Raw genomic sequence first — 24,127 nt, 5'->3', positions numbered from 1 at the left:
GCGGCCACCACGTCCCGACCGGCACCCGGCCGGTCCACCCCAGCACCGCCCCACCGTCCCGACTGCCTCTGGAGAACGATGAAGTCACTGCGCGCCCTCGCCGTCCTGCCCGTCGCCGTCTCCCTCGTCCTGGCCGGGTGCGGCCAGGACGAGGGGTCCGACCCCGCCGCCGGCGGCGGCGGCGGAGGCGGAGGCGGAGGCGAGTACCCCACGGAACAGATCCGGATGCTGGTGCCCTACACCGCGGGCGGGCCCACCGACATCGCCGCGCGGGCGCTGGCCTCCTTCATGGAGGAGGAGCTGGGCGAGACGTTCATCGTGGAGAACCTGCCCGGCGCCTCCGGCGCCACCGCCTACCAGGAGCTCATCAACTCCGAGGCCGACGGCCACACGCTGTCGATGACGGCGTTGCCCACCGCGGTTCTCAACTACCTGATCAACGATGTCGGCTACACCCGCGAGGACTTCGCCCCGATCGGTGTCGCCACCCAGGTCCCGTCGGCGATCCTCGTGCCTGGCGACAGCGAGTACCAGGACCTGGAGTCGCTGTTCGAGGCGGCGCGCGAGAACCCCGGCTCCGTCACGGTGGCGACCCCGGGAGCCACCAACACCCACGCCGCCGAGACCATGCGGATCACCGAGCTCTACGACGTGCCGCTGACCGTGGTCCCGTTCGAGGGTGGGTCGGAGGTCAGGACCGCGCTGCTGGGCGGGAACGTGACCGCCGGGTTCACCAACATGTCGCAGGACATGCTGCCGGCGCTGGAGTCGGGTGAGATCCGGGCCCTGGCCGTCGGCACCGAGGAGCGGCTCGACTACGTCGACGCCCCGACCTTCACCGAGCTGGGGTACCCGGAGCTGACCCAGAGCACCACGACGTTCGGCCTGATCGCACCGGCCGGCACCCCCGACGACGTCGTCCAGGAGCTCGAGGACGCCCTGCGCGCCGCGTCGGAGGACCCCGAGGTCGTGCAGACGCTGGACCCGAACTACGTGCCGGAGGAGTTCATCGGCAGCGAGGGCCTCGAGGAGCTCTTCATCGACGTGGAGGAGACCTTCGGCGATGTCATCGGCGGCTGACGTGGTCGCCACCGTCCGGGTCCCGGGCGGTGGGGCGACGCCGTGAAACCGGTCAAGGTGCGCGGCCTGGCCGAGGTCATCGCCGAGTACGTCGAGGACGGGATGACCGTCGCCCTGGAGGGTTTCGGGCACCTCATCCCGTTCGCGGCGGGTCACGAGATCATCCGGCAGGGCCGGCGGGACCTCACGCTGTGCCGGATGACCCCGGACCTGATCGCCGACCAGATGATCGCGGCCGGGACGGTGCGCAAGCTGGTCGCCAGCTTCTTCGCGAGCGGATCCGCCGGCTCCCTGCACGAGGTGCGCCGGCGGATCGAACGGCACGATCCCGAGCCGCTCGAGGTCGAGGAGTACAGCCACTACGGGATGTTCTGCCGGTACCAGGCCGCGGCGTCCGGGCTGCCGTTCTTCCCCCTGCGCTCCTACGCCGGCAGCGATCTGCCGGAGCTCAACCCGCGGATCCGCAAGGTGGAGGACCCCTACGGCGGGCCCCCGGTGCACGTGGTCCCTGCGTTGGCTCCCGACGTCACCGTGGTGCACGCCCAGCGGGCCGACCGCTACGGCAACGTCCAGATGTGGGGGATCGTGGGGGCCCAGCAGGAGGTCGTGTACGCGGCCCGTCGGGCGATCGTCACGGTGGAGGAGATCGTCGACGAGGAGGTCGTGCGCTCCGACCCCAACCGGACCGTCATCCCCGCGCACGCGGTGGATGCGGTCGTGCACTGCCCGGGTGGGGCCCACCCCTCCTACGTCCAGGGCTGCTACGACCGGGACAACGCCTTCTACCGGGACTGGACGCCGATCAGCAAGGACCCCCGGGTCCTGCAGGAGTGGCTGGCCGAGTGGGTCCACGGGGTGCCCGACCGGGCGGCGTACCTCGCCAAGCTGGGTGACCACTGGCCGGCCGCCGTCGCGGTCGGTGAGCGGCTCTCCCAGCCGGTCGACTACGGACGGAGGCTGGGGTGACCGCCATCTCCACCAGCGAGCCCGACGACAGCGTCGCGGTGTCGAGCACGGAGTTCCTCGCGACCGTCGCGGCCCGGGAGCTCGCCGGCAAGGGACGGGTCTTCGCGGGTGTCGGGTTGCCGACGCTGGCCGTGGACCTGGCCAAGCGCACGGTCAACCCGTTCCTCGAACTGGTCTACGAGTCCGGCGTCTGCGGAGCGCATCCGGCGGGGATGGCCGAGGGCATCGCCGATTCGGTGCTGGTGTCGGGGGCGGATGCGGTGGTCAGCATGCAGGCGCTGTTCGGCTACGTGCTGCAGCGCGGCAACGTCGACGTCGGCTTCCTCGGCGCCGCCCAGGTCGACCGGCACGGCAGCCTCAACACCACGGTGATCGGCGACTGGCACAAGCCGAAGGTGCGGTTGCCCGGCTCCGGCGGGGCGGCGGACATCATGCCCAATGCGGGGGAGTGCATCGTGGTGCTCCGCCGGCACGATCCCGGCGCCTTCCCCGCGCAGCTGGACTTCTGCACCTCACCCAGCCCGGTGCGCGCGCGAGCGGCCGACCCGCGATCGGTACCTCCCGGGCACGGGGTCTCCACGGTGATCACCCCTCTGGGCGTGCTGCGCCGGCCGGACAAGTTCGGCGAGCTCGAACTCGCGCAGGTACACCCGGGGGTGTCCGTGGAGCAGGTGCGGAAGAGCACCGGCTGGGACCTGTCGGTCGCCACGGAGCTCACCGAGACGCCGCGCCCCACTCGCGAGGACGTGCGGCTGCTGCGGGAGGAGATCGACACCGTCCGCCTCTATCTGCGGTGATCGCCCGCTCCCGCCGGGCGGCACGGTGAGCTCGCCGGGTCGGCTGCCCTACGTCGTGCTGCTCTGCTGCACGACGCTCGGCACGCTGTCGAGCACGATCATCACCTCGCCGATCAACGCGATCGCCGCGGACCTGGACGCCTCGGCGCGGGAGATCGTGTTCGCGGTGAGCGCCTTCACGCTGGCGATGGTGCTGTTCGCGCCGCTGGCCGGCTGGCTGTGCGAGCGGCTCGGCGCGCGCGCCTTCCTGGCCGCATCCCTGGTGGTGATGGCGCTCGCCGGCATCGGTGCGGCCATGAGCCCGGAGCTCTGGGTGCTCGTCCTCATGCGCGCGCTCCAGGGCATCGCCTGCTCGGCCGTCCCTCCCGCGGTGCAGCAGACCCTCGGCGCCTTCTGGAGCCACCGGCGGGCCCGGGTGATGGCCGCCTGGGCCTCGGCCATCGGGGTGGGGCAGGCGCTCGGCCCGCCGCTGGGGGGCCTGGTCGCCGACCTGGCGGGCTGGCGTGCGGTCTTCGTGACCCACGCCGTGCTCAGCGGTCTGCTCGCGGTGCTGCTGACCCTGTTCGTACCGGCCGCCCGCCGCGGCCGGCCGCCCATGCACGTGGTCGGGATGCTCACGCTGGTCATCGGCGTGGGCGGCCTGGTCGGCGGGCTGACGTGGGCCGGTCAGGGTGGCGCCGCGCTCGCCGCGGCGGCCGTGTCCGTCGCCGGCGCGGCGGCGCTCGCGGTGCACGCCCAGGTCGCCAGGCGGAATCCACGGGCGCTGGTGGACCCGCGGCTGCTGGTCGAGAAGCGCTACCTGCGCAGCACTGCCTCCGCGGCGACCGTCATGGCCTGCCTCGGGGTCATGATCGTGGCCACGCCGCTCTACCTCGGACGGCAGTTCGGCATGACGCCGAGCCAGATCGGGCTGGTCACGCTGGCCCTCGCGGCGTCGATGGCGGTGTCGGCGCCGTTGTCGTCGCGCCTGGGCGACCGGATCACGCCGCGTCGCGTGCTGCACGTCGGCCTGGCCGGGCTGGTCGTCGGGCCGGTGGCGACCGCCGTGGTCCTGGCCGCGCCGACGCCGTCGGTGGCCGTCGGGGGAGCGGTCCTCCTCCTGGCGCTCACCGGGGGCGCGATCGGGGCGGTGCAGGCGGTGTCCGGCTTCGGTGTGATGCGGTCGCCGGCGGCCGCGCACGGCACCGCGCTCGGCATCCACAACATGATGCGGTTCGCCGGGCTCGCGGTCGGCTATGCCTGGGTGTCCCTGAGCTATCCGACCGGCCAGCTCGCCCTGGTCTACGGCGGGCCGACCCTGCTGGCGGGCAGCACGCTGGCTCTGGTCCTGGTCGGCCCGCCCGCCGCGCCGCTGCCCGGGGACGACGTCGCGCTCGCCTGACCTGCGCCTCGCCGGCGTCGACCTAGGGTCGGACCGACAGAACCACGCGATCGGAGGGCACGCCGTGGACTTCGAGCTCACGGACGACCAGCAGACGATCCGGGCGGCGGTCCGCGAGCTCGCCGCGCGCTTCGACGACCGCTACTGGATGGAGCGCGACCAGCAGCACGAGTTCCCGACGGACTTCTACGACGCCGTCGCCGAGGGCGGCTGGCTGGGCATCACGATCCCCGAGGAGTACGGCGGCAGCGGCTACGGCATCACCGAGGCATCCCTCCTGCTCGAGGAGGTCGCCGCCTCCGGGGCCGGCATGAACGGTGCCAGCTCCATCCACATGTCGATCTTCGGCATGCACCCGGTGCTCCTGCACGGGTCTGAGGCCATGAAGCGGGAGAACCTCCCCCGGATCGCCGACGGGGAGCTGCACGTCTGCTTCGGGGTCACCGAGCCCGGGGCCGGACTCGACACCACCCGCATCACGACCTTCGCGCGGCGCGACGGTTCGGACTACGTCGTCAACGGCCGGAAGGTCTGGATCTCCAAGGCGGTGGAGTCGCAGAAGATCCTGCTCCTGACCCGTTCGGCCCGGTACGAGGACTCCCCGAGGAAGACCGACGGCCTCACCCTGTTCCTCACCGATCTCGACCCGGACCACGTCGCCATCCGGCCGATCCCCAAGATGGGCCGGAACGCCGTCACGTCGAACGAACTGTTCATCGACGACCTGCGGATTCCCGAGGAGCACCGTGTCGGCGAGGAGGGGCAGGGCTTCACGTACCTCCTCGACGGGCTCAACCCCGAGCGGTGCCTGATCGCCGCCGAGGCGTTGGGCATCGGCCGCGCCGCGCTCGCCCGCGCCGTCCGGTACGCCGGTGAGCGCGAGGTCTTCGGCCGCCCCATCGGCATGAACCAGGGCATCCAGTTCCCGCTCGCCGACTCCCTGGCCCGGCTCGACGCCGCGGAGCTCGTGCTGCGGAAAGCGACCTGGCGCTACGACGCCGGCCTGCCCTGCGGTCGCGAGGCGAACACCGCGAAGTACCTCTGTGCCGACGCCGGGTTCGACGCGGCGGACCGCGCGCTGCAGGCGCACGGCGGGATGGGCTACTCCGAGGAGTACCACGTGGCCCGCTACTTCCGTGAGGCGCGCCTGACCCGCATCGCGCCGATCAGCCAGGAGATGGTGCTCAACTACCTGGGCTCGCACGTCCTCGGGCTGCCCAGGAGCTACTGAAGCGGCGAGGCCGTTTCCGGTGGCCGGGGCGCGGCACCGGTGGCCGGCGCACCCGGGAGGCCGGCGTGCTCGATGAGCAGTTCGCCGGCGTGGGCGATGTGCTGCTCCATGGCTGCCCGGACGGCCTCCGGATCGGCCAGCCGCAGACCGTCGAGGATCGCGGCGTGGTCGTGCATCGACGCGTCCGGCCACCCCCCGACCCGGTGGTAGAAGCGCTGGGGGACGTACCGCGTGGCGGTGCGCAGCAGCCAGGTGAGCTTGGGCGCCCCGGCGGCCAGGTTGAGCACCCGGTGGAAGGCGTGGTTGCACCGTTCCACCACGTCGAGGTCGTTCCGGGCCAGGGCGGCGACGAGCTCGTCCTGCAGCGCGGTCAGCCGGTCGATCTCCGCGGCGTCGATGCGGCCCGTCGCTCTGGCCGCCAGCTCGCCGGCGATCTGCGCCTGGACCCAGAACAGGTCGCGCACGTCCGCCTCGCTGAGCGCCGCCACCACGAACCCGCGGCGCGGAGCGAGCTCGACGAAGCCTTCGCCGCGCAGCGCCAGCAGCCCCTCGCGGACCGGGGTCACCGACATGTCCAGCTCCTCCGCGACCCGTTCGACGCGGATGAACTCACCCGCCTTGAGCTGGCCGGTCAGGACGAGCTCGCGGACGTAGGCGGCTGCCTCGTCGCTGAGCTGGGGCCGCGCCATGGGACCTCCTCGTCGGCACCGTGGGTGCGGCGGGTCGCGCGGATGGAACCGCTCCGCGGAAAACCGTACTGGACAGCGCTTCTCTATATTTTATATTCTGCACGTCAGTTCCCCCATGAGGAGGAAGACGTGAGCCAGACCAGGACCACCGGCGCCTCCGATCCGCGAGCGGCCCTGCCGCTGGGCGGGGGCGCCGGCCGCGCCCACGAGCTGCACCGGCTCACCGAGCAGGGCGTCCTCCGGGTGCCCGCCCGGCAGGCGACGACGGCATGACCGGCGACGGCATGAGCGGCGACGGCATGAGCGGCGACGGCACTCCGGCCGGCCTGGCCCGGACGGCGGTCACCTGGCTGTTCGTCCCCGGCGACCGGCCCGACCGGTTCGCGAAGGCGGCCGCGACCGGCGCCGACGTGGTCGTGCTCGATCTCGAGGACGCCGTCGCACCCGACGCCAAGGAGGCGGCCCGGACCGAGGTCGCCGCGTGGCTCCGGGATGCACCCCGCACGTGCGCCGTCCGGGTGAACGCCGACGGCCCCGACCTCGCCGCCGACCTCGCGGTCCTGGCGGCGGCCGGACCGGCGCTGGTGCTGCTGCCGAAGGCGCAGGAGCCGCGAGCCGTGGCGGCGGTCGTCGACCGCCTGCCCGCAGGATCGCGCGTCGTCGCCCTCGTGGAGACCGCCCGGGGCGTGCTGGACGCCGCGGCCGTGGCCGCCGTCCCCGGCGTGGCCCGGCTCGCGTTCGGCAACTTCGACCTGGCCGCGGAACTGGCCGTGGACCCCGACCACGGGCCGGCCATGGCTCCCGCGCGGGGTGCCCTCGTGCTCGCCTCGGCGGCGGCCGGGCTGCCGGCGCCCGTCGACGGCGTGACCGGGGCGGTCGGCGACGCGGCACGGCTCGGCGAGGACGTCGCCCGGGCCCGCGCGCTCGGCTTCGGCGGGAAGCTCTGCATCCACCCGGCGCAGGTCGGCCCGGTGGCAACGGCGTTCGCGCCGTCGGAGGAGGAGCTGGCCTGGGCCGAGCGGGTGCTCGCCGGCGCAGGGAGCAACGGAGTGGCCGTCGTGGACGGGCGCATGGTCGACAGACCGGTGGTGGAGCGGGCCCGTCGCCTGCTGGCCGCCGGCGGGAGGAAGGGAACAGCATGAGCAGTCTGACGCCCGACGAGCGCGACATGGTCCGCATGGTCGCGGAGTTCGTCGACGAACGGGTCAAGCCCCGGGTGCGGGAGTTCGAGTCGGCCGACACCTACCCCGAGGACTTCATCGAGGAGATGAAGGAGCTCGGCTTCTTCGGTCTCCTCGTGCCCGCCGAGCACGGCGGCGTCGACGTCAGCGCGGCCTGCTTCGCCGGGGTGACCGAGGAGCTGGCGCGCGGCTGGATGAGCCTGGCCGGCGCCATCGGCGGCCACTCGGTGATCAGCTACCTGATCCGCACGTACGGCACCGACGAGCAGCAGCAGGCGTACCTCCCGGCGATGGCCGAGGGCCGGATCCGCGCCACCATGGCGCTCACCGAGCCCTCCGGGGGCAGCGACCTGCAGGGGATGAGCACCTACGCCGTCCGCGAGGGCGACGAGCTGGTCATCTCCGGCTCCAAGACCTGGATCTCCAACGCCCAGCACTCCGGCCTCTTCGGCGTGCTGTGCAAGACCGACCGGGCGGCCCAGCCGGCGCACGCCGGGATGAGCGTGGTGCTGGTCGAGCCCGGCGCGGGCCTGGAGATCTCCAACAAGATCCCGAAACTCGGGTACCGGGGGGTGGAGGCCTGCGAGCTCTCGTTCGACCAGATGCGGGTGCCGGCCTCCGCCGTCCTCGGTGGTGTCCCCGGTCAGGGCTGGCGGCACATGATGCGCGGTCTGGAGGTCGGCCGGATCCAGGTCGCCGCCCGGGCGGTCGGCGTGGCGCAGGCCGCCTTCGAGGCGGCGCTGGGCTACGCGCAGGAGCGCGAGTCCTTCGGCAAGCCGATCTGGCAGCACCAGTCGGTGGGCAACCTGCTCGCGGAGATGGCGACGAAGACGCGCGCGGCGCGGCTGATGACCCTGGACGCCGCCGAGGTCCTCGACAGCGGCCGGCGGGCCGACCTCGAGGCCGGCATGGCCAAGCTCTTCGCCTCGGAGGCCGCCATGCAGGTGGCGCTCGACGCCATGCGCGTCCACGGCGGCTACGGCTTCTCCCGCGAGTACGACGTCGAGCGCTACTTCCGGGACGCCCCGCTGATGATCCTCGGCGAGGGGACCAACGAGGTCCAGCGCAACGTCATCGCCGCCCAGCTCGTCGCCCGTGACCGCAACCGCGAAGGAGTCTGACAAGTGAACCTGCTCGACCAGCGCACCGCCGTCATCACCGGTGGCGCCCAGGGCATCGGCTACGCCATCGCCGAGGCCTTCGTCGCCCAGGGCGCCCGCGTCGTCCTCGGCGACCTCGACGGGGTGGCCGCCCAGCGCGCGGCCGAGCGGCTCGGCGACGACCGCGCCCTCGGCGTCTCCTGCGACGTCGTGAACGGCGAGGACGTCCAGCGCCTGCTGGCCACCGCGGTCGACCGCTTCGGCTCCCTGGACGTGCTCGTCAACAACGCCGGGGTCACCCGCGACGCCACGATGCGCACGATGACCGAGGACCAGTTCGACCAGGTGATCGCCGTCCACCTCAAGGGCTGCTGGCACGGGACGCGGCTGGCCTCGGCGATCATGCGCGAGCAGAAGTCGGGAGCGATCGTGAACATCTCCTCGCTGTCGGGGAAGGTCGGCATGGTCGGCCAGACCAACTACTCCGCCGCGAAGGCCGGGATCGTGGGCCTGACCAAGGCCGCGGCCAAGGAGATGGCCCACCACGGGGTGCGGGTCAACGCCATCCAGCCGGGGCTCATCCGGTCGGCGATGACCGAGGCCATGCCGCAGAAGGCCTGGGACCAGAAGATGGCCGAGATCCCGATGGCGCGGGCCGGCGAGCCGGCCGAGGTCGCCTCGGTCGCCCTCTTCTACGCCTCCGACCTCTCGTCCTACATGACCGGCACGGTGGCCGAGGTCACCGGCGGCCGGTTCATGTGAGCGGGCCGTGACGGGAACGGCGGGCTGGGAACCGCACACCCTGACCACCACCGAGGTGGTGGAGCCGGGCCCGGTGCGCGCGCTCGGTGCGCTGCTCGACGGCCCGCTGCCCGTGCCCGACGTGGGGGATCCGCTCCCCGCGCTCTGGCACTGGGTCGCGCTGCCCCGGTGGGCCGCCGCGACGACGCTCGGCCGCGACGGCCACCCGGCCCGCGGCACGTTCCTCCCCCCCATCGACCTCCCGCGCCGCATGTTCGCCGGCGGGGAGGTGACCGTGCACCGGCCGCTGGAGGTCGGGGAGGAGATCCGGCGGGAGTCGCGGGTCGGCTCGGTCGAGGAGAAGAACGGACGCAGCGGCCGGCTGGCGGTGGTCGTCGTCGAGACCCGTCTCTCCGGACGGGACGGTCGGCTCCGGGTCGAGGAACGGCAGGACCTGGTGTTCCGGGAGGCCCCCGGCCCGGCCGCCGACCCCCCGCCGCCCGAGCCGGCCGCCGCCCTGGACCCGGCCGGAGCACCGCTGCGCCGCGACGGCGCGGCGGAGTGGTCCCTGGCCACCGACCCGACGCTGCTGATGCGCTTCAGCGCGGCCACCGCCAACGCGCACCGCATCCACTACGACTGGCCCTACGCCACCCGGGTCGAGGGCTACCCCGGCCTGGTCGTGCACGGGCCGCTGATGACCATCCTGCTCGCCGAGACGCTCCGCGAGGCCGGGGCGCTGCCCGACCAGGTGCGGCTGCGCCACCGCAACCGGGCGCCGCTGTTCTGCGGGCAGCCGGCGACCGTGCGCCACCGGCCGGACGGGGACGGCGTCGCCGCGACGCTCGACCGCGGGCCGGCCGACGAGCCGGTCACCTGCACCAGCCTGACCGCATCCCCTCTCGAGAAAGGCACCCCCCATGCGTGAAGCAGTCATCTGCGAGCCGGTCCGCACCCCTATCGGCCGGTACGGCGGCATGTTCCAGTCCCTGACCGCCGTCGACCTGGGAGTGGCCGCGCTGACCGGGCTGCTCGCGCGCACCGGCATCGACCCCGAGCTGGTCGACGACGTCATCCTCGGCCACTGCAACGGCAACAGCGAGGCGCCCGCGATCGGGCGGGTCGTCGCGCTCGACGCCGGCCTCCCGGTGACCGTTCCCGGACAGCACCTCGACCGGCGCTGCGGATCAGGCCTGCAGGCCGTGGTCAACGCCGCGATGCAGGTGCAGACCGGTGCCCACGACCTCGTCGTGGCGGGGGGCACGGAGAGCATGAGCAACGCCGCGTTCTACTCGACCGACATGCGCTGGGGCGGCGCCCGCGCCGGGGTGCAGATGCACGACAGCCTGGTGCGCGCCCGCTCCACGGCCGGTGGCCGGTTCCACCCGGTGCCCGGCGGCATGCTCGAGACCGCGGAGAACCTGCGCCGGGAGTACTCCATCGGCCGCGAGGAGCAGGACCGGCTGGCGGTGGAGTCGCACCGGCGCGCCGTGGCCGCGCAGGAGTCCGGCGTCTTCGACGAGGAGATCATCCCGGTCACCGTGACCGGCCGGAAGGGCGCGGAGATCATCTCCCGTGACGAGCACCCGCGCCCCGGGACGTCGATGGAGTCGCTGGCCAAGCTGCGGCCGATCCTCGGCTCGTCCGACCCGGAGGCGACGGTCACCGCCGGCAACGCCAGCGGGCAGAACGACGCCGCAGCGATGTGCATCGTGACCACGCCTGAGCGCGCCGAGGAGCTCGGGCTGCGCCCGCTGGTCCGCCTGGTCAGCTGGGCCGTGGCGGGCGTGGCCCCGCGGGTGATGGGCATCGGGCCGGTCCCGGCCACGCAGGCGGCGCTGGAGCGGGCCGACCTCCGGCTGGCCGACGTCGACGTGATCGAGCTCAACGAGGCGTTCGCCGCCCAGGCGCTGGCCGTGATGCGCGAGTGGAAGTTCACCGACGAGGACCACGAGCGCACCAACGTCCACGGGTCGGGCATCTCCCTGGGGCACCCGGTGGGGGCGACCGGCGTCCGCATGCTGTCCGCCCTGGCGCGGGAGCTGCACCGCCGGGAGGGCCGCTACGCCCTCGAGACCATGTGCATCGGTGGCGGCCAGGGGATGGCCGCCGTCTTCGAGCGCGTGGCCTGATCCCCGCCCGCCCGGCCCCCGTCCGGGTGGCCGCCGGTTCCTCGGTCCCGGCGGCCGCCCGGCCTGGCTGACGACGCCCCGGTGCGTCGTCGGTCCCCCTCGCGCGGCCCCGTTCCGGGCCGACGCCGCAGGTTCCAGCCAGCAGGGTCGGCCCCGGCCCGCGTCCGATCGGAGTTCGCCCATGCGCATCGGCATGCCCATGTCCTACGACGGCGGGTTCTCCCGCACCGCTGCGGTCATCGCCGAGTACGAGAGCGCCGGCCTCGACGCGGTCTACGTGGCCGAGGCCTACTCCTTCGACGCGGTCAGCCAGCTCGGCTACCTCGCCGCCCGGACCACGACGCTGGAGCTGGTCTCCGGCATCCTCAACATCTACTCGCGGACGCCGGCGTTGCTGGCCATGACCGCCGCCGGCCTGGACCACGTCTCGGGAGGGCGCTTCACCCTCGGCATCGGGGCGTCGGGCCCGCAGGTCGTGGAGGGCTTCCACGGCGTGCCGTACACGGCGCCGCTGGGCCGGACCCGCGAGGTGGTGGACATCTGCCGGACGGTGTGGCGCCGCGACCGGCTGGACCACCACGGCCGCTACCTCGACGTGCCGCTCACCCCGGAGCGCGGGGGCAGCGGCCTGGGCAAGCCACTGAAGCTGATCAACGAGCCGGTGCGGACGCGGGTCCCGATGCTGCTGGCCGCCATCGGCCCGAAGAACGTCGCGCTGGCCGCGGAGCTGTTCGAGGCTTGGGAGCCGGTGTTCTTCCTGCCGGAGGCCAGCGCCGAGGCGTTCGGGCCGGCGCTGGCCGAGGGCGCGGCGCGGCGCGATCCCCAGCTCGGGCCGCTCCAGGTCGTCGCCGACACGCGGCTGCTCGTCACCGAGGACCCCGCCGCCGAGGCGGCCGCGCTCGAGCAGGTGCGGGCCAACCTGGCGCTCTACATCGGTGGCATGGGTGCGCGCGGGAAGAACTTCTACAACGACCTGGCGGCCCGGTACGGCTTCGCCGAGCAGGCGACCACGGTCCAGGACCTCTACCTCGCGGGGCGGAAGGAGGAGGCGGCGGCGGCCCTGCCCGAGGAGCTGGTGCGCGGCGTCTCGCTGGTCGGCCCGCGCGGGCACGTGGCCGAACGGGTCGCCGCCTTCGCCGACGCCGGCGTCACCACGCTGAACGCGACCCCGCTGGCCGAGGACCACGCCGGCCGGCTCCGGTCGATCGAGGCCCTCAAGGAGCTGGTCTCCTGACGCGAGCGGTGGCGGTGCGGCGTTCGCATAGGCGGCACCTATCGGTCGGATCACCGCCCCGTCTTTGACCCGGCCGGGCGGCGCTCTTTGGATGGGGTCACGGGAACCGGCCGTGCGGCGGCGCGAGCTGCCCGGCCCGGCAGCTGACCGCGCGGCCTCGGCGCCGCACCCGACCGCACCATGCCCAGAGCGAAGGAGAACACCGCGTGCGCCGCACCGTCTTCACCGAGGACCACGACGCCTTCCGGGAGACGGCGCGCCGCTTCCTGCAGAAGGAGGTGGCGCCCCACTACCAGGAGTGGGAGAAGGCGGGCGTCCCCGATCGGGCGGTGTACCGGAAGGCGGCCGAGCTGGGGCTGATCAACCTGCAGGTCCCCGAGGAGTACGGGGGAGCGGGGGAGGACGACTACCGGTTCAACGCCGCGTTCATCGAGGAGTCGGTGCTCGCCGACTGCAGCCTCGGCTCGCTGCGGGTGCACTCCGAGGTCGCCCTGCCCTACCTCCTGACGTACGCCGACGAGGAGCAGCGGCGGCGCTGGTTCCCCGCCATCGTGGCCGGCGACCTGGTGCTGGCCATCGCGATGACCGAACCCGGCACCGGGTCCGACCTCGCCGGGATCCGGACGACGGCCCAGCGCGACGGCGACCACTACGTCCTCAACGGCGGCAAGACCTTCATCACCGGCGGGCGCAACGCCGACCGGATCCTGGTCGTCTGCCGGACCTCGCCGCCGACCGGCGAGGACCGCCGCCGCGGCCTGAGCATCCTGGTGGTCGACACCTCCTCCCCGGGCTTCGCGGTCGGCCGGACGCTGGACAAGATCGGCCTCAAGGCGCAGGACACCGTGGAGCTGTCGTTCACCGACGTGCGGGTGCCGGTGGAGGACCTGCTCGGCGAGGAGGGCGAGGCCTTCGGCTACCTCTCCCACAACCTCCCGCAGGAGCGGCTGACCATCGCCGTGTCCGCCCAGGCCTCGGCCGTGCGGGCGGTCCAGCTCGCCACCGAGTACGCCCGGTCGCGGAAGGTGTTCGGACGCGACCTGGCGAGCTTCCAGAACACCAAGTTCGTCTTGGCCGCGTGCTCCACGGACGTCGCCGCCGGGCAGGCCATGGTCGACCAGGCCCTGGACGCGCACTCGCGGGGCGAGCTCAGCGCGGCCGACGCCGCCCGGGCGAAGCTGTTCGTGACCGAGATGCAGCAGCGGGTCGTCGACGCCTGCCTGCAGGTGCACGGCGGCTACGGCTACATCAACGAGTACCCGATCGCCCGGCTGTACGCCGACGCCCGCGTGACGCGCATCTTCGGCGGCACGTCGGAGGTCATGAAGACCATCATCGCCAAGTCCCTCGGCCTGTGAGCGGGAGAACGCAGACATGAGCACCCACATCCACGAGGGCACGCCCGCACCGGCCGAGGACGCCGAGGTGCTGGTCGGCGAGGACGCCGGGATCCTGGTCATCACCCTCAACCGGCCGGCGGCGAAGAACGCGGTGACCGCTGCCGTGGCCGAGCAGGTCGGCGCCGCCCTCGACGAGCTGGACCGCCGGGACGACCTGGTCCTCGGTGTCGTCACCGGGGCCGGCGGGACCTTCTGCGCCGGCATGGACCTCAAGGCGTTCCTCCGCGGCGAGCGGCCGACCCTGCCGGGCCGGGGCTTCGCCGGGCTGACCGAGGCGCCGCCGGAGAAGCCGCTGATCGCCGCGGTCGAGGGGTACGCGCTGGCCGGCGGCTGCGAGATCGTCCTGGCCTGCGACCTGGTCGTCGCCGCCCGCGGCGCGCGGTTCGGCATCCCGGAGGCGCGCCGCGGCCTGATCGCCGCCGCCGGCGGGCTGCAGCGGCTGCCGGAGCGGATCCCGGTGAACGTCGCCATGGAGTGGGCCCTGACCGGCGACATGTTCGGCGCCGAGCGGGCCCACGAGCTGGGGCTGGTCAACGTGCTCACCGAGGACGGCGGAGCCCTCGACGGCGCCCTGGAGCTGGCGCGGCGGATCGCCGCGAACGGGCCGCTCGCGGTCCGCGGGAGCAAGCAGATCATGCGGCAGTACCGCTCGTGGCCCGAGGACGAGCGCTGGGTCCGGCAGCGGGAGATCAGCGACCGGGTGAACTCCTCGGCGGACGCCCGGGAGGGAGCCCGGGCCTTCGCGGAGAAGCGGCCGCCGGTCTGGACCGGGCGATGACCGCCCCGGGCGCCGGCCCGCTGACCGGCATCCGCGTGGTCGAGCTCGGCGGGATCGGGCCCGGCCCCTTCGCGGCGATGATGCTCGCCGACCTGGGGGCGGAGGTGGTCCGGGTGTACCGCCCCGCCGACGTCGACGCCGCCCCCAACCCGGTGCTCGACCGCGGCCGCCGGTCCCTGGCGGTGGACCTGCGCGCGCCCGAGGGGCGCGCGCTCGTCCGCCGGCTGGTCGACCGCGCCGACGCCCTCGTGGAGGGCTTCCGGCCGGGGGTGGCCGAGCGGCTCGGCTTCGCCCCCGACGAGCTGCTCGCTGCCCGGCCGCAGCTCGTCATCGGCCGGATGACCGGGTACGGCCAGACGGGGCCGCTGGCGCAGCGGGCCGGGCACGACATCAACTACATCTCGCTGTCCGGCGCGCTGGCCGCCATCGGCCGGCCCGGGACGCCGCCGGTGCCACCGCTCAACCTGGTGGGCGACTTCGGGGGCGGCGGGATGGTCCTGGCGATGGGCATCCTCGCCGCGCTGCTGAACGCCCGGACCACCGGCCGGGGCCAGGTCGTCGACGCCGCCATGGTGGAGGGGTCCGCCGCGCTGATGGCGATGACCTACGGGTTCCTCGCCCAGGGCCGGTGGACCGCCGACCGCGGCACCAACCTGCTCGACTCGGGCGCCCCGTTCTACGACGTCTACCCGTGCCGGGACGGCGGCTTCATGGCCGTCGGCGCCATCGAGCCGGCCTTCTTCGCCGCGCTCGTCGAGGGCCTGGGCGTGGCGGCTGAGATCGACCTCGCGCGGCAGCACGACCGCAGCACCTGGCCGCACCAGCGAGCGGTCTTCACCCGCGCGTTCGGCTCGGCCACCCGCGCGGAGTGGACCGAGCGGCTGGAGCACCTGGACGCCTGCACCACCCCGGTGCTCGATCTCGTCGAGGCCCCGGCGCATCCGCACAACGCCGCCCGCGGCGCCTTCGTCACGGCACCGGACGGGGCGGTCCACCCGCGCCCGGTGCCACGGTTCTCGGGCACGCCAAGCGCGACGCCGGAGTCGGCCGCGGCCGCGGGGGCGCACACCGACGAGCTGCTCGGCGAACTGGGGTGCACGGCCGCCGACATCGCCCGGCTGCGCACGGAAGGAGTGGTCCGGTGACCGGTTACTGGCCCGAGGGCCTGCCCCGGCAGCTGCAGTACCCGGCCGTGGACGTCGGCACCCTGCACGCCGCGACCGCCGCGCGCCACCCCGACCGGATCGCGGTCGTCGACGGCGACCTGCGGCTGACGTTCCGGCAGCTGCACGCCGCGGCGTGCGCCGTCGCCCACGGACTGCGGGCGCGCGGGGTGCGCCCGGGCGACGTCGTGGCCCTGCACCTGCCCAACACCGCGTGGTTTCTGGTCGCCTACTCCGGCACCCTGCTGGCGGGCGCCGTCGTCTCCCCGGTGAACCCGCTGACCCCGCCCGCCGGGCTGGCCGCGCAGCTGCGGGACACCGGCGCGGGAACGGTGGTCACGCACCCCGCGCACGCCGCCGCACTGATGGCGGCGCTGCCCGGTACCGCCGTCGGCACCGTCGTCGTCGTCCCCCCGAGCGAGGCGGCCCCGGCCGAGGCGGGCAGCCCACCGGCCGGGAGCGGGCCGGTCGCGGTCCTCCCGCTCGACGACCTCGTGCGGGACCAGCCGACCGACCGGCCGCCGGTGGCCCGGCAGGGGGAGGACCTGGCGCACCTCGTCTACACCGGAGGCACCACCGGCGTGCCCAAGGCGGTCCGCGTGCTGCACCGCAACGTGGTCGCCAACGTGGCCCAGATGGTCGGGTGGCGGTCGGGGCACGCCGTCGAGGAGGCCGCGGGGACGGTCACCCTCCGGCCCTTCCCGGCCGCCGACCGGGCGCCGGTGCGGATCGGCGCGGAGGTCACCGCGGTGGTCTCCCCGCTCTTCCACGCCCACGCACTGGTCAACGCCAACTTCCTGCTGCTCTGCGGGACCACGCTGGTGGTGCTGGGGCGGTTCTCGGCGGACCGGATGCTCGAGGTGATCGAGCGCGAGCGGGTCAGCTACCTGACCGGCAGCCCGACGATGTGGCGCGGCATCGTCGCGTCCCCCGACCTGCCGGCCCGGGACCTGGGGTCGATGCGCATGCTGTCCTCCGGTGCCGCACCCATCGACGTGCCGACCCTGGAGCGGATGGCCCGGGCGTTCCCCGCCGCCGTCGTCACCGAGGGCTACGGGCTGACCGAGGGCACCTGCCTGCTCACCACCAGCCCCGCCCTGCCGGAGGAGCTGCGCAAGACCGGCAGCGTCGGGCTCCCGGTCTTCGACACCGAGGTGCAGATCCGGGGCGGCGCCGGGGGCGCGGACCTGCTGCCGGCCGGGGAGCCGGGACGGCTGTGGGCCCGCGGGCCGCAGATCGCCGACGGGTACCACGGCCGCCCGGAGGCGACCGCCGAGCAGTTCGTCGACGGCTGGCTCGACACCGGCGACATCGCCTACGTCGACGAGGACGGGTTCGTCTTCATCTGCGACCGGGCCAAGGACATGCTGATCTACAAGGGCTACAACGTGTACCCGCGGGAGCTGGAGGACGTCCTCGCCACGCACCCCGACGTCGCCGCGGCCGCGGTGGTGGGCCGGGACGACCCGCTCGTCGGCGAGGAGCCGGTGGCCTTCGTGGTGCCCCGCGCCGGTGCCCGCCTCGACGCCGAGGAGCTGCTGGCCCACGTCGCGCAGCGGGTGCTGCCGTACAAGAAGCTGCGCGCCGTCCGGATCGTCGACGCGCTGCCCACCTCCGCGGCGGGCAAGATCCGCAAGACGGACCTCCGCGCGCTCCTGCAGGCCGGGTCGTGACCGGCGCGCACCGCCGCGGCGGCACCGCGCCCGGGGACGGCGGAGGAGGGGGCACGACCGAGGAGCCGCTGGGGTTCCGGTCGGTCGCGGCCGTCGACCCGCAGCGGCCGGCCATCGTCGAGCCGGGGCTGCGGACCCTCACCTACGGCGAGCTGCTGGGCCGGGTCGACCAGGTCTCGCACGCCCTCCGTGCGGCCGGCCTCGGCCACGAGGACGTGGTCGCCTCGATGCTCCCGAACCGGCGCGAGTACCACGAGCTGCGCCTGGCCACCGGCCAGACCGGCCTGTATTTCACGCCGATCAGCCACCACCTCACCGCGCCGGAGATGGCCTACATCCTCCGGGACAGCGGCGCGCGGCTGCTCGTCGTCGACGCCTCGCTCGCCGACGTGGTGCAGGCCGCCCTCGCCGAGGCCGGCGGCATCCCCCCGGAGCGGGTGGTGGTCGTGGACGCCGGCGACGGGATCCCCGGCTGGGCGGGGCACGACTACGAGGACTGGCTCGGCCGGTTCGGGACGGCGGCCCCCGCCGAGCTGACCGCCGGGGACTACCTCGGTTACACGTCGGGCACCACCGGCCGACCGAAGGCGGTCCGCAAGCCGCTGACCGGTCGGCCCCCCGGGCTCTCGCCGACGGTGGTGGGGTTCATGGGCCGGCTGGGCATCCGTCCGGGCCGGGAGGTGCACCTGGTCGGCTCACCGCTGTACCACGCGGCGCCCGGCACCTTCTCCACCGTCGCGCTGGGGCTCGGCCACACGGTCGTCATCACCGAACGCCCGCGGCCGGCGGAGCTGCTCGCCCTGATCGAGGAGCACCGGGTGTCGGTCCTGTTCACCGTCCCGACGGTGCTCGGCCGGTGGCTGCGGCTGCCCGAGACCGTCCGCACGGCCCACGACCTGAGCAGCCTGGTGAGCGTCGTCCACGCGGGCGCCCCCTGCCCGCCGGAGGTCAAACGGGCCTGCATCGACTGGCTCGGCCCCGTCGTCGCGGAGTTCTACGGCGCCACCGAGGGCTCGGTCACCGCCGTCACCGCGGAGGAGTGGCTGCGCAAGCCCGGCACGGTCGGCCACCCGATCCCCGGCGTCCAGGTGCACGTCCTGGACGAGGAGGGGGCCGAGCGGCCGCCGGGCGAGGTCGGGCTGGTGTACTACCGGCCCGCGGTCCCGGTGAGCTACCTCAACGCCCCGGAGAAGACGGCGGCCGCCAGCCGCGGCGACCTGATCACGACCGGCGACCTGGGCCACGTCGACGACGACGGCTGGCTGTTCCTCGCCGACCGGCGGACCGACCTCATCCTCTCCGGCGGGGTGAACATCTACCCGGCGGAGGTGGAGGGCGCCCTGGCCGGCAGCCCCGACGTCGCCGACGTGGTCGTGATCGGGGTGCCCGACGACGACTGGGGTCAGCGGGTGGTGGCCGTCGTCCAGCTCGAGGAGGGCGCCGGCGACGCCGCCGCGGCGGTGCCGCGGATCGAGGCGCACGCCCGCCGCGTGCTGGCCGGGTTCAAGGTGCCACGGGAGTTCCGGCTGGTCGACCAGCTGCCGCGCACCGAGACCGGCAAGGTGCAGCGCCAGCGGATCCGCGCGGAGTACGCGGCCTCGGCCGGGGACGCGGTCCAGGGAGGTGTCGCCCGATGAGGGTGCACGAGCACGTCGCCGAGGCGCTCCTCGACCACGGGATCGAGATCGTGTTCGGGCTGATGGGCGACGCCAACATGCTCTACCTCGCGAGCTACCGGGACCGCGGCGGCCGGTTCGTCCCCGTGGTCCACGAGAACAGCTCGGTGGGCATGGCCGACAGCTGGTCCCGGGCCACGGGCCGGGTCGGCGTCGCCTCGGTGACCCACGGGCCGGCGTTCACCAACACCCTCACCTCGCTGACCGAGGCCGTGCGGGCCCGCAGCCAGGTCCTCCTCATCACCGGGGACACCCCGCCGGAGCCGACCCACTTCCAGCGGCTGGACATCTCCACCGTCGCGCAGTCGGTCGGCGCCGGGTACGAGCGGGTGAGCGGCGCGGGCAACCTCGTCCGCGACCTCGACCGGGCCCTCCAGCGGGTGGTCGCCGAACGGCGGCCGATCGTCCTGGACCTGCCGATCGCCCTGGTCCGCGCCGAGGCGGGGGAGCAGCCGCCGGTCCGGCGGCCGGTGCCGGCGGCGCCCGGCGCCCCGGACGGGGAGGCGCTCGAGGCGGCCGTCGCCGCGGTCGCGGGCGCCCGGCGCCCCGTCGTCCTGGCCGGCCGCGGGGCCGTCACCTCCGGAGCGCGGGACGCGCTCGTGCGGCTGGCCGACCTGCTCGCCGCGCCGCTGGCCACCACCGTGCTGGCCAAGGACCTCTTCCGTGGCGACCCCGGCGACCTCGGCATCTTCGGCAACCTGTCGCACGGCGTCGCCGCCGCGGCCATCGGCGAGGCCGACTGCGTGGTGGCCTTCGGGGCGAGCCTGAACAGCTACACCTCGGCGCACGGGTCGATCACGCGCGGCAAGCGGATCGTCCAGGTGGACGAGGACCCGGCCGCCTTCGGCTCCTACACCCCGGTCGACCACCCGGTGGCCGGGGACGCCCGCCGCGCCGCCGAGGCCATGGCGGCGCTGCTCGAGGAGGCCGGGCACCGGCCGGCCGCCGGATGGCTCACGGGCGTCCGCCGGGCGCTCCGGGAGCACGACCCGAGGCGCGACTACCGGGACCGGACCGCCGGGGACACCGTCGACGTGCGGACCGCCATGATCCGGCTCGACCAGCTGCTCCCCGCGGAGCGGCAGCTGGTCAGCGACATCGGGCGCTACGTCGTCGGCGTCTGGCCGCACGTCGCCGTCGCCGGGGGCGGTTCCTTCCTGTCGATGGGGGCGTTCGGCTCGATCGGCCTCGGGCTCGCCGGGGCCATCGGGGCAAGCTTGGCCCGGCCCTCGGTGCTGACGGTGGCCGCCCTTGGCGACGGCGGGTTCGTGATGAGCATGGCGGAGTTCACGACCGCAGTGCGCGAGCGCCTGCCGCTGCTGGTCGTGGTGCTCGACGACGGGGCCTACGGCGCCGAGCACTACAAGCTCATCCACTTCGGTGCCGACCCCGGCTACTCGCTGAACGCGTGGCCCGACCTGGTCACGATGGCGCGGGCGATGGGCGGCGACGGCTGCACGGTGCGCACCCTCGCCGACCTGGAGGCGCTGGCCGGGATCGTGCCGGCGCTGGACGGCCCGTTCCTCGTGGACGTGCGGCTCGACCCCGAGGTCAACATCCTGGCCGGCTGACCGACCGGCCCCGCCGTGCGGAGCGCGACCGCGCCGTGACATAGGCCACGGCTATAGGTCACTTCGACGGAGCGTCTTTGTCCCCGCCCGGGGCCGGGTGGTGGAGTGATCACGACCGATGAGAGGTGGGTGGCGGGATGTTCGACACACTGACGCGACGGGTGTTCCAGCCGCTCGCGGGGATCGCGCTCCTCGCGATGATGTTCGTGATGGCCGGCAACGCGGTCGGCCGGGTGCTCACCGACTCCTCGCCCGGCTGGGTGCTGACGTTCCTCACCGAGCTGGCCATGCCCGCCGTCGTCTTCCTGGGCTTGCTGCACACCACCCTGCACCACGGCCACGTGCGGGTCACGTCGTTCGCGGAGAAGCTCCCGCGGACCGTGCAGGTCGGCATCCGGATGCTCGCCTGGGTGGCCGGGATCGCCTTCCTCCTGCCCATCGCCATCACCAACGGCATCCAGGCGATCGAGCGCATCGGTGAGCCCGGCGGCCAGTCCTGGGCGGTCCCACCGGCCCTGGCCTACGGGATGGTCTCGCTGACCACCCTGCTGTCCTGTCTCATCCTCGTCAGCTTCCTGCTCAACCCGCGCACGCACGCCGTGGGTGACGACCCGAACGCCGTGGCGGCCTCGACCGAACCCTGAGCGCCACCGGCGCCTCCCCGCTCCTCCTCCCGGCTCCGGCCTCCGCTCCTGCGGACGCCGCAGCCCTCATTCCGCCTGCCCGCACCACCCGACCGAAGAGGGACGTCGTGACCTTCCTGCTCGTGGCGCTCCCCATCGTGCTGTTCTTCATCCTGCTGTTCCTCGGGGTGGAAATCGCCTACGCGCTCGGCGTGACCGGCCTGCTCGGCCTGCTCATGTTCGTGAACGTGGACCCGACGATCGGCTTCCTCGAGAGCACCCCGTACCGCACGGCGGCCTCGTACACGCTCACGACCATCCCGTTGTTCCTGCTGATGGCGGAGTTCGCCACGCACGGCGGGATCATCGGCCGGCTGTTCGTGCTCGCCGACCGGTTCCTCTCCGGGGTCCGCGGTGGTCTCGCCTACGCGGTGGTGGTGGCGAGCGCCATGATGGGCGCGCTCTCCGGCTCCAGCATCGGCGCCACCGGTGCGGTGGCGCGGCTGGCGGTCCCGCAGATGACGGAGCGGGGCTACTCCGACCGGCTCGCGCTGGGCGCCGTCGCCTCGGCCGGGACCTTGGCGATCATGATCCCGCCGAGCATCCCGCTGATCCTCTTCGGCGTGCTGACCGAGACCTCGATCGGCGCGCTCCTGCTGGCCGGGCTCATCCCGGGTCTGATCACCGCCACCGCGTACGGCGCCGTGATCCTCGGCTGGGTCAAGAAGAGCCCGCAGGACTTCCCGCAGGGCGAGCAGCCGCGCTACACGTGGAAGGAGAAGCGGGCCTCCCTGGCGCCGGTGTGGCCGTTCCTCATCATCGTCGTGGTCGTCATCGGCTCGATCTACGGCGGGCTCACCACGTCGACCGAGGCAGCCGGCATGGGCGCGACCGCGACCCTCCTCGTCTGGTTGGGCCTGACCTGGCTGAACCGCAAGAACGAGGCCGACCGCGACAACCGGTTCACGCTGGGGGCCCTGTCGGCGTCCCTGAACGCGACGGTCAAGACGACGACGATGATCATCCTGCTGGTCATCGGCGCGAACTTCACCGGCTACTTCCTGACCGTCACCGGCGTCACCCGCGCGTTCGGCGACTTCATGCTCGGCCTGGATCTCCCGGCCATCGTCGTCCTGCTGATCATCCTGGCGATGTACCTGGTCCTCGGCTGCTTCCTGAGCCAGGTGGAGATCCTCGTGCTCACCCTGCCGATCGTGATGCCGGTGATCCTCGGCCTGGGCTACAGCGCCGTCTGGTTCGGCGTCATCGTCACCAAGATGGTCGAGGTCGGGCTGCTGACCCCGCCGGTCGGCATCAACTGCTTCATCGCCGCCGGGGCCGTGCCGGGCAAGCGGGTCGGCGACGCGTTCCGCGGGGCCAGCGTCTTCCTCGTCGCCGAGGCCGTGGTCATCGCCGTCCTCATCGCCTTCCCCGACGTCGTCACCTACCTGCCGGAGGTCGCCGGCCTCATGTGATCGGCCGCCCCGGCCGTACGCCCACCGCACCACATCCGGCCCTTCCCGGGGCCGGGCTACCGAAAGGACACCCCTGTGCCGCGTAGTCCCCGGCGTCTCCGCCGTCCCGTTCTGCTCGCTTCCGTCGCCGCGACCGCAGCGCTGTCCCTCACCGCGTGCGGTGCCGGCCAGACCTCCGCTGGTGGTGGTGGCGGCGGCGGTGCGGGCGGCGGGGACGCCCAGACGATCAAGGTCGCCTGGTACGCCTCCGACCAGAACATCCACTACACCGGCGGAGCGCTCCTCTTCCAGGAGTGCGTCGCCGAGGAGTCCGACGGCCAGCTGACCGCCGAGCTGTACCCCAGCGAGCAGCTGGGCAAGGTCGGCGACTCGCTCACCATGCTCGACAGCGGCATCGCCGACATGGCCTTCACCGCGCCGCCCTACCACCCGGAGCTGCGCTACTCGCCGGCCTGGGACCTGCCGCTGGGGCTCAAGCCCGACCAGAACGTGGAAGCCCGCTGGCTGGCCGCCCACCAGGAAGGGCCGCTGGTCGACGAGTACAAGGCGGTGGGCGTCGTCCCGATCATCGTCACGACCGTCGCCGACTACGAGCTCTCCTCGACCGACCGGCCGCTGCCCGACCTGGCGTCGGCCCAGGGCCTGCAGCCCCGCGTGGGCACCGACATCCAGGCCGAGCAGCTGCGGCTGCTCGGCATGAACCCGGTGAAGATGCCGAGCTCCGAGCAGTTCGAGGCGCTGGACCGCGGCGTGGTCAACGGCAACCTGTTCCACTACCCGTCCTTCGGCAGCACCGGCATCGAGACGCTGCTCAACTACGGCACGACGAACCTGGACATGCCGTCGACGTCGCTCAACGCCTACATGAGCCAGTCGTTCTGGGACGGCCTGAGCGAGGAGCAGCAGCAGGCCGTCTACGAGTGCGGACGGCAGGGGAGCATCGGCGCGACCGACGCGACCCTGGAGGAAGCGAAGACGGAGCTCGCCCGGCTGGTCGACGAGGGGTTCGAGACCTTCGAGTGGCCGGAGGCCGACGTGGCGAAGATGAACGAGCTGTTCGCCTCGATCCCCGACCAGTGGATCGGTGACATCGGCGAGGGTGCGCAGGAGGCCGTCGACCAGGTCGAGGAGGTCACCCCGGAGACGACGGGCGACGGGAAGACCGAGCTCGAGGCCGACTTCGACAGCTTCCAGTTCTGAGCCCCGCGGGAGGGCGGGCGTCCGCACCGCCCTCCC

The 24,127-nt window shown here is 73.6% G+C and carries 22 protein-coding genes; 21 read left to right on the top strand and 1 reads right to left on the bottom strand.

Going from position 1 to position 24,127, the window contains the following annotated elements:
• The first annotated feature begins 78 nt into the window (after window positions 1-78).
• The 5 genes from ACI790_RS10350 (at window position 79) to ACI790_RS10330 (ending at window position 5,455) form a co-directional block, all read left to right on the top strand.
• Entirely contained in the window at window positions 79-1,080 is a 1,002-nt protein-coding gene (locus ACI790_RS10350; RefSeq protein ID WP_456569701.1) for a tripartite tricarboxylate transporter substrate binding protein, read from the top strand.
• Window positions 1,081-1,122: 42 nt separating this feature from the next.
• Window positions 1,123-2,046, top strand: a complete 924-nt coding sequence (locus ACI790_RS10345) for a CoA transferase subunit A (RefSeq protein WP_456569700.1) — start codon at window positions 1,123-1,125, stop codon at window positions 2,044-2,046.
• A complete protein-coding gene (locus ACI790_RS10340) occupies window positions 2,043-2,843 on the top strand; it encodes a CoA-transferase subunit beta (RefSeq protein ID WP_456569699.1) in 801 nt (266 codons plus the stop codon). The genes ACI790_RS10345 and ACI790_RS10340 overlap by 4 nt, the downstream gene beginning before the upstream one ends.
• Window positions 2,844-2,868: 25 nt before the next feature.
• Window positions 2,869-4,224 carry an MFS transporter gene (locus ACI790_RS10335; RefSeq protein WP_456569698.1) on the top strand — a complete coding sequence of 452 codons (1,356 nt, stop codon included), beginning with the start codon at window positions 2,869-2,871 and terminating at the stop codon, window positions 4,222-4,224.
• Window positions 4,225-4,288: 64 nt separating this feature from the next.
• Window positions 4,289-5,455 carry an acyl-CoA dehydrogenase family protein gene (locus ACI790_RS10330; protein ID WP_456569697.1) on the top strand — a complete coding sequence of 389 codons (1,167 nt, stop codon included), beginning with the start codon at window positions 4,289-4,291 and terminating at the stop codon, window positions 5,453-5,455.
• Here ACI790_RS10330 and ACI790_RS10325 read toward each other — a convergent pair.
• Entirely contained in the window at window positions 5,449-6,144 is a 696-nt protein-coding gene (locus ACI790_RS10325) for a GntR family transcriptional regulator (RefSeq protein ID WP_456569696.1), read from the bottom strand. The genes ACI790_RS10330 and ACI790_RS10325 overlap by 7 nt on opposite strands.
• Window positions 6,145-6,273: 129 nt before the next feature.
• Between ACI790_RS10325 and ACI790_RS10320 the strand changes: the two genes are divergently transcribed.
• The 16 genes from ACI790_RS10320 (at window position 6,274) to dctP (ending at window position 24,091) form a co-directional block, all read left to right on the top strand.
• Window positions 6,274-6,417, top strand: a complete 144-nt coding sequence (locus ACI790_RS10320) for a hypothetical protein (RefSeq protein WP_456569695.1) — start codon at window positions 6,274-6,276, stop codon at window positions 6,415-6,417.
• A complete protein-coding gene (locus ACI790_RS10315; protein WP_456569694.1) occupies window positions 6,414-7,286 on the top strand; it encodes an HpcH/HpaI aldolase/citrate lyase family protein in 873 nt (290 codons plus the stop codon). The genes ACI790_RS10320 and ACI790_RS10315 overlap by 4 nt, the downstream gene beginning before the upstream one ends.
• On the top strand, window positions 7,283-8,446 hold the full coding sequence (locus ACI790_RS10310) for an acyl-CoA dehydrogenase family protein (RefSeq protein ID WP_456569693.1): 1,164 nt from the start codon (window positions 7,283-7,285) through the stop codon (window positions 8,444-8,446). The genes ACI790_RS10315 and ACI790_RS10310 overlap by 4 nt, the downstream gene beginning before the upstream one ends.
• 3 nt (window positions 8,447-8,449) lie before the next feature.
• Complete coding sequence (fabG, locus tag ACI790_RS10305; protein ID WP_456569692.1) at window positions 8,450-9,187, top strand: 3-oxoacyl-ACP reductase FabG; 738 nt, start codon at window positions 8,450-8,452, stop codon at window positions 9,185-9,187.
• A 7-nt stretch (window positions 9,188-9,194) separates the two neighbouring features.
• A complete protein-coding gene (locus tag ACI790_RS10300) occupies window positions 9,195-10,094 on the top strand; it encodes an FAS1-like dehydratase domain-containing protein (protein WP_456569691.1) in 900 nt (299 codons plus the stop codon).
• Window positions 10,087-11,298: an acetyl-CoA C-acetyltransferase gene (locus tag ACI790_RS10295; protein ID WP_456569690.1), complete on the top strand. Its 1,212-nt coding sequence runs from the start codon at window positions 10,087-10,089 to the stop codon at window positions 11,296-11,298. The genes ACI790_RS10300 and ACI790_RS10295 overlap by 8 nt, the downstream gene beginning before the upstream one ends.
• Before the next feature lie 181 nt (window positions 11,299-11,479).
• The gene (locus tag ACI790_RS10290) at window positions 11,480-12,532 is read left to right on the top strand and encodes an LLM class F420-dependent oxidoreductase (RefSeq protein WP_456569689.1); all 1,053 of its coding nucleotides are present in this window, start codon (window positions 11,480-11,482) and stop codon (window positions 12,530-12,532) included.
• Window positions 12,533-12,738: 206 nt separating this feature from the next.
• A complete protein-coding gene (locus ACI790_RS10285) occupies window positions 12,739-13,890 on the top strand; it encodes an acyl-CoA dehydrogenase family protein (RefSeq protein ID WP_456569688.1) in 1,152 nt (383 codons plus the stop codon).
• A gap of 16 nt (window positions 13,891-13,906) precedes the next feature.
• Window positions 13,907-14,710 carry a crotonase/enoyl-CoA hydratase family protein gene (locus tag ACI790_RS10280; protein ID WP_456569687.1) on the top strand — a complete coding sequence of 268 codons (804 nt, stop codon included), beginning with the start codon at window positions 13,907-13,909 and terminating at the stop codon, window positions 14,708-14,710.
• A complete protein-coding gene (locus ACI790_RS10275; RefSeq protein WP_456569686.1) occupies window positions 14,707-15,855 on the top strand; it encodes a CaiB/BaiF CoA transferase family protein in 1,149 nt (382 codons plus the stop codon). Before ACI790_RS10280 ends, ACI790_RS10275 begins: the two co-directional genes overlap by 4 nt.
• On the top strand, window positions 15,852-17,546 hold the full coding sequence (locus ACI790_RS10270; protein WP_456569685.1) for a class I adenylate-forming enzyme family protein: 1,695 nt from the start codon (window positions 15,852-15,854) through the stop codon (window positions 17,544-17,546). The genes ACI790_RS10275 and ACI790_RS10270 overlap by 4 nt, the downstream gene beginning before the upstream one ends.
• Window positions 17,543-19,183, top strand: coding sequence for an AMP-binding protein (locus ACI790_RS10265; RefSeq protein WP_456569684.1), 1,641 nt, complete (start codon window positions 17,543-17,545; stop codon window positions 19,181-19,183). Before ACI790_RS10270 ends, ACI790_RS10265 begins: the two co-directional genes overlap by 4 nt.
• Entirely contained in the window at window positions 19,180-20,793 is a 1,614-nt protein-coding gene (locus tag ACI790_RS10260) for a thiamine pyrophosphate-binding protein (RefSeq protein WP_456569683.1), read from the top strand. Before ACI790_RS10265 ends, ACI790_RS10260 begins: the two co-directional genes overlap by 4 nt.
• Before the next feature lie 137 nt (window positions 20,794-20,930).
• The gene (locus tag ACI790_RS10255) at window positions 20,931-21,437 is read left to right on the top strand and encodes a TRAP transporter small permease (protein ID WP_456569682.1); all 507 of its coding nucleotides are present in this window, start codon (window positions 20,931-20,933) and stop codon (window positions 21,435-21,437) included.
• 107 nt (window positions 21,438-21,544) lie between these two features.
• Window positions 21,545-22,891, top strand: coding sequence for a TRAP transporter large permease (locus ACI790_RS10250; protein ID WP_456569681.1), 1,347 nt, complete (start codon window positions 21,545-21,547; stop codon window positions 22,889-22,891).
• Between the two features lie 75 nt (window positions 22,892-22,966).
• Window positions 22,967-24,091, top strand: coding sequence for a TRAP transporter substrate-binding protein DctP (dctP, locus tag ACI790_RS10245; RefSeq protein WP_456569680.1), 1,125 nt, complete (start codon window positions 22,967-22,969; stop codon window positions 24,089-24,091).
• The last annotated feature ends 36 nt before the right edge of the window (window positions 24,092-24,127 follow it).

This window comes from Blastococcus sp. SYSU DS0539 (assembly GCF_054050855.1).
The sequence above is the reverse complement of the archived record's forward strand: the minus strand, read 5'-3'. Positions and strand labels throughout refer to the sequence as shown.